General features: G+C 37.5%; 16 protein-coding genes. 1 reads left to right on the top strand and 15 read right to left on the bottom strand.

Annotated elements, in window-relative coordinates:
• Window positions 1-74: 74 nt before the first annotated feature.
• The 11 genes from ACFI34_RS18545 to ACFI34_RS18595 form a co-directional block, all read right to left on the bottom strand.
• Window positions 75-458 (bottom strand): hypothetical protein, encoded by a 384-nt coding sequence (locus ACFI34_RS18545; RefSeq protein WP_462674563.1) that lies wholly within the window; start codon window positions 456-458, stop codon window positions 75-77.
• Between the two features lie 120 nt (window positions 459-578).
• Entirely contained in the window at window positions 579-1,127 is a 549-nt protein-coding gene (locus ACFI34_RS18550) for a hypothetical protein (RefSeq protein ID WP_462674564.1), read from the bottom strand.
• Between the two features lie 113 nt (window positions 1,128-1,240).
• A complete protein-coding gene (locus ACFI34_RS18555) occupies window positions 1,241-2,116 on the bottom strand; it encodes an alpha/beta hydrolase (protein WP_462674565.1) in 876 nt (291 codons plus the stop codon).
• 122 nt (window positions 2,117-2,238) lie between these two features.
• On the bottom strand, window positions 2,239-2,556 hold the full coding sequence (locus ACFI34_RS18560) for a CPCC family cysteine-rich protein (protein ID WP_462674566.1): 318 nt from the start codon (window positions 2,554-2,556) through the stop codon (window positions 2,239-2,241).
• A 108-nt stretch (window positions 2,557-2,664) separates the two neighbouring features.
• The gene (locus tag ACFI34_RS18565) at window positions 2,665-2,874 is read right to left on the bottom strand and encodes a hypothetical protein (protein ID WP_004586969.1); all 210 of its coding nucleotides are present in this window, start codon (window positions 2,872-2,874) and stop codon (window positions 2,665-2,667) included.
• Between the two features lie 128 nt (window positions 2,875-3,002).
• On the bottom strand, window positions 3,003-3,386 hold the full coding sequence (locus ACFI34_RS18570) for a hypothetical protein (protein ID WP_013783734.1): 384 nt from the start codon (window positions 3,384-3,386) through the stop codon (window positions 3,003-3,005).
• A gap of 117 nt (window positions 3,387-3,503) precedes the next feature.
• Window positions 3,504-3,836: a hypothetical protein gene (locus ACFI34_RS18575; protein ID WP_462674567.1), complete on the bottom strand. Its 333-nt coding sequence runs from the start codon at window positions 3,834-3,836 to the stop codon at window positions 3,504-3,506.
• Window positions 3,837-4,009: 173 nt separating this feature from the next.
• Window positions 4,010-4,297, bottom strand: coding sequence for a hypothetical protein (locus ACFI34_RS18580; RefSeq protein WP_462674568.1), 288 nt, complete (start codon window positions 4,295-4,297; stop codon window positions 4,010-4,012).
• 89 nt (window positions 4,298-4,386) lie between these two features.
• Window positions 4,387-4,833 carry a GyrI-like domain-containing protein gene (locus ACFI34_RS18585; protein ID WP_462674569.1) on the bottom strand — a complete coding sequence of 149 codons (447 nt, stop codon included), beginning with the start codon at window positions 4,831-4,833 and terminating at the stop codon, window positions 4,387-4,389.
• Window positions 4,834-4,956: 123 nt separating this feature from the next.
• Window positions 4,957-5,250 carry a HigA family addiction module antitoxin gene (locus ACFI34_RS18590; protein ID WP_085301836.1) on the bottom strand — a complete coding sequence of 98 codons (294 nt, stop codon included), beginning with the start codon at window positions 5,248-5,250 and terminating at the stop codon, window positions 4,957-4,959.
• The gene (locus ACFI34_RS18595) at window positions 5,250-5,528 is read right to left on the bottom strand and encodes a type II toxin-antitoxin system RelE/ParE family toxin (RefSeq protein WP_462674570.1); all 279 of its coding nucleotides are present in this window, start codon (window positions 5,526-5,528) and stop codon (window positions 5,250-5,252) included. Before ACFI34_RS18595 ends, ACFI34_RS18590 begins: the two co-directional genes overlap by 1 nt.
• Window positions 5,529-5,773: 245 nt before the next feature.
• Here ACFI34_RS18595 and ACFI34_RS18600 point away from each other — a divergent pair, with 245 nt between their 5' ends.
• Window positions 5,774-5,950 carry a hypothetical protein gene (locus ACFI34_RS18600; RefSeq protein ID WP_462674571.1) on the top strand — a complete coding sequence of 59 codons (177 nt, stop codon included), beginning with the start codon at window positions 5,774-5,776 and terminating at the stop codon, window positions 5,948-5,950.
• 191 nt (window positions 5,951-6,141) lie between these two features.
• On the opposite strand, the gene ACFI34_RS18605 is transcribed toward ACFI34_RS18600, so the two are convergent.
• From ACFI34_RS18605 to ACFI34_RS18620, 4 genes are all read right to left on the bottom strand, one after another.
• The gene (locus ACFI34_RS18605; protein ID WP_462674572.1) at window positions 6,142-6,525 is read right to left on the bottom strand and encodes a hypothetical protein; all 384 of its coding nucleotides are present in this window, start codon (window positions 6,523-6,525) and stop codon (window positions 6,142-6,144) included.
• Window positions 6,526-6,642: 117 nt separating this feature from the next.
• On the bottom strand, window positions 6,643-7,020 hold the full coding sequence (locus ACFI34_RS18610; protein ID WP_010557084.1) for a hypothetical protein: 378 nt from the start codon (window positions 7,018-7,020) through the stop codon (window positions 6,643-6,645).
• Window positions 7,021-7,146: 126 nt separating this feature from the next.
• Entirely contained in the window at window positions 7,147-7,575 is a 429-nt protein-coding gene (locus ACFI34_RS18615; RefSeq protein WP_462674573.1) for a hypothetical protein, read from the bottom strand.
• Between the two features lie 103 nt (window positions 7,576-7,678).
• Window positions 7,679-8,386 (bottom strand): hypothetical protein, encoded by a 708-nt coding sequence (locus ACFI34_RS18620; RefSeq protein ID WP_462674574.1) that lies wholly within the window; start codon window positions 8,384-8,386, stop codon window positions 7,679-7,681.
• Between the last annotated feature and the right edge of the window lie 18 nt (window positions 8,387-8,404).

Genomic DNA, 8,404 nt, shown 5'->3' on the forward strand with positions numbered 1-8,404 from the left:
CATAATGGCGAAGCCGCCCCGCATGTATGCGTCCCAGCCCGCGCAGCGGGCGAGCTTAATTTTTTTGTTATGTCTCATTGGTAAAAAACTTCCTTGTATATGCTAGGAGCACAATAGTCATTTAAGCTGACCACTACGAAGTGTTTTCTCACAAGCCCCGCATCTATTTCATACCATGCCACAGTTTGGTTATCTTCTTCATACAAGTCTAGAGGGAAGATGAATGTTGGTTCTTCAAGGCTGTCTGATACCAGCCATACTGAATAAGAACTTTGACCTTCAATGCTCTCTGGTAATTTAATAGTTACAGAGAAGTTCGAATCCCTAAGGGTTGTATCAATAGCAACATCTTCACCACGTTTGGAATTGAACTGTTCGCGCATTTCATCGGTCACTATGCAGGATGAGGCAAGACAGCCAAAATTGACTAATAGAAGTAATAAAAAAATTAACCGCATTTATCAATTCCTTCTGAGACATAACACCCCAAGAAGGGGCAATAACACATGGGCTAAAATAAGGAACGAAGTGACGGGAGCCCACGTGTTATTGTCCCGCTTACTTGGTTTGTTATATTTTCAAATCACCATAAACTTATAGTTTTTTGGTAATAAATGAGATGATGGTTCATCTTCTGGTACTGCATATACAACCTCTCGATACTCCTTCGAGTAATAGGTAGTGCTTAGACACTGCCCATAACCCTCATGAGGCACAATAAAGGTTACTTCTTCTGGAGCAATTTCTAGACGCTCAGACTCAATGCGCCACTCTCTCTCCCATGTAAAATCAATTTTCGGTGGATCAAATGTGACATGTCTCCATTTTAGAGAGTTAGGAAGCAGTTCGTAGTCGCATTTTGGTTGATAAATAACAGGTCTTCCTCCACGAGAAAAAATATAGTTTTTCTCAAATCGTACTCCAAACTTTTTATACCTGTATTCCTCTCTATGAAATTGATTCATCGGTGTTTCGGTAAAACAAACACACTTGTGTTTACCTTTTATGAACCCATCACCGCCTAATAACTGCCTACTTTCTATAATTTTGCACAGAATCTCAATTGCCAACTCTTCAGTATCGGCTTTTACCCAATGATAAAGATATTGAGATATATCAGTTCTCACCAAACTCTCCGAAAATATAACGCCTCATTCAGAGGCTGATAATAGCTTGCTAAAATTGTGAAACGAAGTGAAACCGAGCAAGCTGTTAGCAGTCCTACTTCTGAAATGACTTGTTATATTTTTTCAGCTCTAAACTTATAGTACGCTTCTAAGGCTAAGGGTACTGAAATATATGGGTTCTCGACATGACTAGCACCAACACTGTAACTATACTCTGAGTATAAATTTGTTGGTGCATCAGAATCTATTGCAGCTAATAATCCTTTAAAGGAGCCTGTAATAATGTCATTTTCAGCACCACCTAGACTCAAATATAAAAATAATGGCTTGCCATTAACCCTATTTAATCCTTTTTTAAACTCTCTAACAACGACAGATTTGTCGTACCAAGCAGCAGGACTAAATGCAAAATAACCAGAGAACAAGTCAGGCTTGGTAACTATTGTATATAAAACAAAGCTACCTCCAGCCGAGAAACCGCTTAAAACTCTATTGTCATTAATGGCATAATTAGTTTCAATATAGGGTAAAACTTCTTTCTCAATAAATTCTAGAAATAAATCTGCTTTGCCAAATATTGATGGGGAGTTATCAGTTGCTGGTCGCGCCTCTATCTTTACATCTTTTCTTGCGTAAGGTGGAACAAGATCCCTATTTCGTGAATCAACCCAAAATAGATTAGGTATTGCCACAATAATTGAATCTTCAACTTTATTTGTATGAGATAACTCCGCCATTGATTCGTCCCAACGGCTCAAATTGAAATTACCATCTGATTTAATAATTAAAGGATAACTTTTTTTCTTATCGTAGCCTTTGGGTAAACGAATAAATATTTTCCTTTCCTCCTCTAGAACGGAAGAGTAGATATTATGATCAATAAAATCAGAGGTATATTCTTCTATATACCTTTTTGAAAGAACGAAACTTGAAATCATAAATATGACAGAAATGACCATAATTACTATTAGCTTAATTGAAAATTTCACCAAACCTTCCTTGAAAAATATAACGCCCTAATAATAGGCAAAAAATTGTTGGCTAAAATGTTGAGGAACGAAAACAGCCAACTGTTTTTTTGTCCTTATTAATTAGCTTGTTATAAGGTATTTTAATCCGGCCTATAATCATAGTTTTTTCTTTCTTCGACCGATATTACATTTTTAACCATATCTTTTTCACAAGCGCCGTACTTTAAGAAGTTTTCACGGCCTTGCCGAATTGATAGTCCATGATTTACCCCAGTAGGCTCGTCTAATCCCCAACCAGTACCTTCATCCTCCCAGAAGCAAATAGGACAAATTAAATAGTTACCGCTTTCTGCAATACTGATGTATTCACAACATTCGCATTTTACTCGAGGCGTAGAATCTTCTGGAGAATACCACTCTGGTTTTCGTTTAAATAAATTGCGGATTACTCGGAACATCCGTATACCTTATAACGCCGCAAATAAACGGCAAAAATTAGTTGGCTATAGTTTGTGAGGCACGAACAAAGCCAACTGGTTTTTGTCCGCCCTTTTTAATTTGCCTTGTTATGTGTACTTTAGCTCTATAATTTCCAGAGCTTCAACTTTAAGGCTAACAGCTTTATTTTTTGCATCTGTTACTTGAGCACAAGATTCAGGATCATCAGAGTCAAACCATTCGAGGTGAGTCATAACCTCCATTGCGTTAGCTAACACAACATTTTCTGTTTCGTCCTCATAAACGATGCAAATAGGATATTCTGGAGTGTTTTCCAATGCTCAATTGTCCTTCTACACATAACTTCCAAATATGGGACGCAAACACGTGTGCAAAAATGGCGAAGCCGCACACGTGTTTGCGTCCCAACGAGCGCCAGCGAGTGCCGTAATTTGTTTGTTATATTTCATTGGTAAAAGACTTCCTTGGTGACATCAAAGCCACAATCCTCACCGAATGTAACGACTATCAAGTGTTTTCGAACTAAGCCTGCGTCGATGTCAAACCAAGTTTTAAATTCACTTCCTTCTTCAAAACTTTCTAGGGCTGCCGCAAACGTTGGTTCGTTAAAACTGTCAGCGACTAAGTGGAAACCTTGAAACGGCTCAGAGTTAAGTGCTTTTGGGGCTGAAATCAACACTGTGTAGTTATGTCCAGATAGTTTTACATCTATTGATATTTGCTCTGCGTACTTGGCGTTATACATTTCTCTCATTTCATCTGAAATACTACACCCTGCTTGGGCGCCAAATGATAGTGAAATTAGAAGTCCAAAAAAGTATTTGAGCATCAATTGCTCCTTGAAATATAACTTTGAGCTAACGGGCAATAACGGAATGGCAAAATATGCGAAGCATGCCACTGCGTTACTGTCCCAGCGAACGCAGTGAGCGAGTTTAGCGCCTTGTTATGTGTCGTACTCACAAACAACCTCATCTTGGTTAACGTGAATTACAATTCGGTCGTTTACCATATTGTCATAGATGTACATACAACTACCATTTACTACGTTCCCGTTAGAAAAGCTGAATTCGTATAAAATGGTTCCATCATTCTGGTCTAAAGAATAGTAAACGCGATTGTGTTGTCCGTTTTCTATAAGTCCAAAATCCAGATTTGATTTTGGCAATTCAGCGCTTGCCTGCTTAATTTGCACACCTGAGTTATTAATGATTTCTATACTAGGTAAAACCCAATAAATAGCTTGGTGAACGCCTATAGAGCCGAGAACCAAAATCATACCGATCTTAAAAAGAGTATTCATTTAAAATGCCTAGGACACATAACTTTTAAATAAGGGGCGCAGGCATGTGGGGCATAATGGCGAAGCCGCCCCGCATGTATGCGTCCCAGCGAACGAAGTGAGTGGCTTAATTTTTTTGTTATACGAACCACCCAAAACAACCACGAGTGTTATTTCTCTTTGTTTTTGGGTTTTGCTTTAGGCCGCCAAATGACGGGCTTTCGGACTACCGCTGGCTTTTCTAGCTTGATTGCAGATGTTAAAAGCTGCTTGAACCATAGCAATAACCATACAACAAGCTCTCCTAGTAGAACAAAAACAAGTAGAAAAAAATCAAATACGCCAATAGTTGAGCCTGCTGCGACAAAAACACTCGAGACTAATTCAATAATAAATGCGCAGGCAGCTACGGCAGCTTCAACAATCATTATTACTAAAGCAAAAAGAGCTTCTATCACTAAACGTTCCTGTTCGTATAACGCCTTGCTCACCGGAAAATTGGGAGCGCAGCGAGTAATTTTTCCTTGTGCAGCAACTTGTTATGTAACTATTGAACCGCAATATGGACTTCTATTACATCGCCGTTTGGGTAATATTCAAAGTCTGTTGAAAATAACCTTTGATGCTCACAGTTCTCATTAGAGAAGTATTCCCATACCTCTGTCCATGCGTTGATGGCAATTTGAGGCATTTCTCCTTTTTGTGTGAACACTAGATACTTACCTTCGGGAATAGTTATTTGCTCAATATTTACACCTGATGGGTATGTCTGACCATCAAAACCAGCGAGAACGGTGAACATCCCGTTCTGATCTGATTCATAGTTGTAATAAGCACCGTAAACACGCTCACCATTTTTATAGTCAACAGGAATTTTTTCATCGAAAGATTGCCACAATGCGGGGATTTTTCCATTTGGACTCATTTCTGCCGCATTATTTGTTTTTGTCGATATTCCGTTAATAGTTTTTTCTGCAACGATTCTTAATTCCATCACAATACTCTTGTAGTTACATAACGCCCGCCTAACACGCAATGTGTTGGCATGGCTTTTTGCGTTGTTTGCCAAAAACATGACAACTTTACATTGTCGGAGTTTAGGCGCTTGTTATATTCCTTACGCCATTGCAAAATCAATTTGATGAACTCTAGCTAGGTTTACATTATGTTTTGCTTGCCAAAGATCATAATTGTCTTGCATCGATAGCCAACTTTCAGGGCTACGGCCAAGCGCTTTCGATAGTCGTAAAGCCATTTCTGGAGTAATAGCACTTTTAGCTTTTAAGATACGGCTTAAAGTTGAAGGAGAAACATCTAATTGCTTTGCAACAAATCGGCAACTATAGCCAAATGGTTCCATATAAACATCGGAAATAAATTCACCCGGATGCGGTGGATTATGCATATTCATTAGTGATAATCCTCATAATTTAAAATAAAAGCATTGCCATCTTTAAATTCGAATGTGACTCGCCAATTACCATTTACAGTAATAGACCAAATTCCATCTCGTTTACCTTTTAAGGCATGTAACTTAAACCCAGGTAAGTCAATGTCGTCTAAAACAGTCGCAGTATCAATAGCGGCAAGTTGCATTCTAAGTCGACGCTCATGCTTAGCTTGAATGCCAGCAGTTGTGCCTGACTCAAAGAACTTTTTCAGTCCTTTATGTTTAAATGATTTAATCATAACCGAAAGTGTAGCGCGTTGCGCAACGCGTGTCTAGAAGGAATATAACGCCCTGTTAAGGGGCAAAATTTAGTTGGCTAAAATGTTGAGGAACGAAAACAGCCAACTGTATTTTGTCCTTCTTAAACAGCTTGTTATACGTATTTTAGATACAATCACGACTAACATAGCAAATAATATATAAAGCATAAAGCGGATACATAAATAAAAAACCACCACCAATAACAGATGAATAAATCAATTTATTGGAACTTGAAAGCCTATATGTAAGCATTGCTATAAACGGTGATACTGATAAAGCCAAAATTACCGCAAGTAACTTTAAAACCCCCTTTGAATCTGGCAAGGCTGCAAGTATGTGGGATTCAAGAAACCAAACATTAAAAACACAAACCACTAAAACGCTTAATACCACAAAATAATTAGCTTGTTTCGAGCTTTTGGAAAAGTACAAAGTTGCGAGAGTGAGCAATAGGCAAGCTACTGGAGGAATTAGATATTGTAGCGGCACTCTTCGAATACTCCCTTATACGTATAACGCCCCGTTAACGGGCGAGCGTTGTTCGCGAGTCCTTGCCAGCGTTGTTTGCTGGCGTTTTCGTTAAACGGCTTGTTATACATGCGATTCCGTCCGATTTCTGAACTTTTCATAATCACGTTTAAGCGCTAAGAGAAACAATGCTGCTATAAATAACCAATAGAAACTCACTAGCAACACTGAAAAACCCTCTAACATCAGATTTGTAATCACTGCTATAACTAATACAAGCATTTCGACACTGCCAAGAACTACTGCCCAATTTTTACGACGCCTTAAGCCAAAAACTATAAAAGCATTTAAAATAGCTACTAGGATAGAAAAAGAAGAAAAATAAGTCAGGTTAGCATCGGTAAAATTGCCAAGCATTACACCAATAAAAATCCCCATTTGGGCTAACACTGCCACAATAACTGAGAACAAAGTTAAAAAGCTAAATCCAACTGCCGATCCTTTCAACCTAACCTCCAATATCCATTAGCATGTATAACGCCCAATTAACAGGCAAAAAAAAGTTGGTTAAAATAAGCGACGAAGGAGCAAAACCAACTGTTTTTGTCCTTGTTTAATTGTTTGTTAGGTAACATTTACCACGTTAGCCTTACTTTTCGACTGCCATAACCAAATAGAAGAACCAATACAGAAACCTAGAAATAATGTTTGAAGTTGTAAAGCAGAACTATCCGAAAGAACGTTTAATAAATAAAAAGCAACAGAATTAATTGCTACGTCGCTAAGCATTATAACCAGTGTTAACACCAAACCAGCGTTACGCCATTTAATTAACAAGTAAACAGCCACAATATCTATAACAGCCAACGCTGTCCAATAAATATTAACCCATTCAGGAGCAAATTTATAAGGCAAGAATCCATAATATAAATTATCAAATATGTGAGTTGCACCACCTATAAATAGGCAGAAACACAAAACGAAAATTACTACTCTATCCATGAGTCTATACACCTGATTTGTTACCTAACGCCCTGTTAAGGGGATTATAATAGTTGGCTAAAATGTGAAGCGAAGCGAAACCGAGCCAACTGTTAGAAGTCCCGCTTAAACAGCTTGTTAGCTACTTTACCCTAGCTCATCATCCAGTTTTTTAAGTTGTAAGGCTGCATCTTTTGCTGAACCAAAACTGTTAGTATGAGGTAAATATGAAATTGATCGAAATAGAAAGTAAGCAGAAATAATATAACCCATTGACGCAAAAATATAATTGAAATTACTTACAAGCAATGTAAACACTAAAATTATTAGCGCTTTAATAAAGTAATGAAATGCTCCATATATGCAAACATAAAAACTATATGACGACAGATCTTTGATCTCTTCGGCATACCATGACAAGGCAAAATAACCTGATACCTTTTTATCTTTGCTAAATTTATCAGTAGAAAAATTAATAGTTTTTTCCCCTACTTTAAATAGCAGCCAAAATAAAAAAGAACCTAAAGCACCTTGAACAATTACTGGCCACTCTAAGATTTGATTGAAATATTCCATATTATCTCCAGACTGTAAATAAAGTAGCTAACGCCTCAATAACCGGCACGCTTTAGCGTGTCCGGCGCCATAGGCGCGAAGTTGATTGACTTGTTAAGTGTTTTCACAAATAAACCATATGCCTTCTAACTGTTAAATCTGACTCTTTGAATTTTACAATATTAAATTCTTCATTAATGTTACTTGGCAAAGACTGGTATTCTGTAGGCGAACTTATATAAGTTGTTATGGTTTCTTTTGTTTGTGGGTTGCTTACCCTAAAGCCATGAAACCATAAAGACTCTGTATTTATGTAAATAGCTTCAAAGCCATAAAGTGCTTCTTTTAATGCAAGCTCCTTATAGGGTCTCCCCTCGTAATTTTTTATTTCATAGTTTTCTGGCTTTGTATTAAACCCATTGTATAAGCTAGTCATTATGTATGAAGGATCAGTCAGGTATAAAATGTAATCCACTAAATCTTTGTTGTTTTTCTTAAACTTTACTCCTGAAGATTCACCATGCTTCCATTCATATACATAGTCTCCTTTAGTTACCAAGTTCCAGCCTTCGTTATGCTGATAAACTACAACTTCATTCTCAGTGTAATATAGCTCCGTAGATAAGGAGGTACTCTCAATTTTTACATGATTTTTATTATTGGCTAAAAATGCATTTTTAATCCTTTCTGATAGCTTTGGATATACGATTGGTTTAGGGTTTTTAGCTGATTTTTCATATACGTCCAGATAGAACGAAATTCTCTCATCCCAATCACCTGCAAACACGAAGCTACAAAAGAATATCGTTGCGGAAAAAATTATGGCTCTCATGACTCTCCTTGACACTTA

Source organism: Pseudoalteromonas sp. PSi26 (genome assembly GCF_054960575.1).

Bases quoted from the DNA above. Each gene is read 5' to 3' on its own strand.
- ACFI34_RS18545 (WP_462674563.1), bottom strand. From the start codon at position 458: ATGCGGTTAATTTTTTTATTACTTCTATTAGTCAATTTTGGCTGTCTT.
- ACFI34_RS18560 (WP_462674566.1), bottom strand. From the start codon at position 2,556: ATGTTCCGAGTAATCCGCAATTTATTTAAACGAAAACCAGAGTGGTAT.
- ACFI34_RS18570 (WP_013783734.1), bottom strand. From the start codon at position 3,386: ATGCTCAAATACTTTTTTGGACTTCTAATTTCACTATCATTTGGCGCC.
- ACFI34_RS18575 (WP_462674567.1), bottom strand. From the start codon at position 3,836: ATGATTTTGGTTCTCGGCTCTATAGGCGTTCACCAAGCTATTTATTGG.
- ACFI34_RS18585 (WP_462674569.1), bottom strand. From the start codon at position 4,833: ATGGAATTAAGAATCGTTGCAGAAAAAACTATTAACGGAATATCGACA.
- ACFI34_RS18590 (WP_085301836.1), bottom strand. From the start codon at position 5,250: ATGAATATGCATAATCCACCGCATCCGGGTGAATTTATTTCCGATGTT.
- ACFI34_RS18595 (WP_462674570.1), bottom strand. From the start codon at position 5,528: ATGATTAAATCATTTAAACATAAAGGACTGAAAAAGTTCTTTGAGTCA.
- ACFI34_RS18610 (WP_010557084.1), bottom strand. From the start codon at position 7,020: ATGGATAGAGTAGTAATTTTCGTTTTGTGTTTCTGCCTATTTATAGGT.
- ACFI34_RS18615 (WP_462674573.1), bottom strand. From the start codon at position 7,575: ATGGAATATTTCAATCAAATCTTAGAGTGGCCAGTAATTGTTCAAGGT.
- ACFI34_RS18620 (WP_462674574.1), bottom strand. From the start codon at position 8,386: ATGAGAGCCATAATTTTTTCCGCAACGATATTCTTTTGTAGCTTCGTG.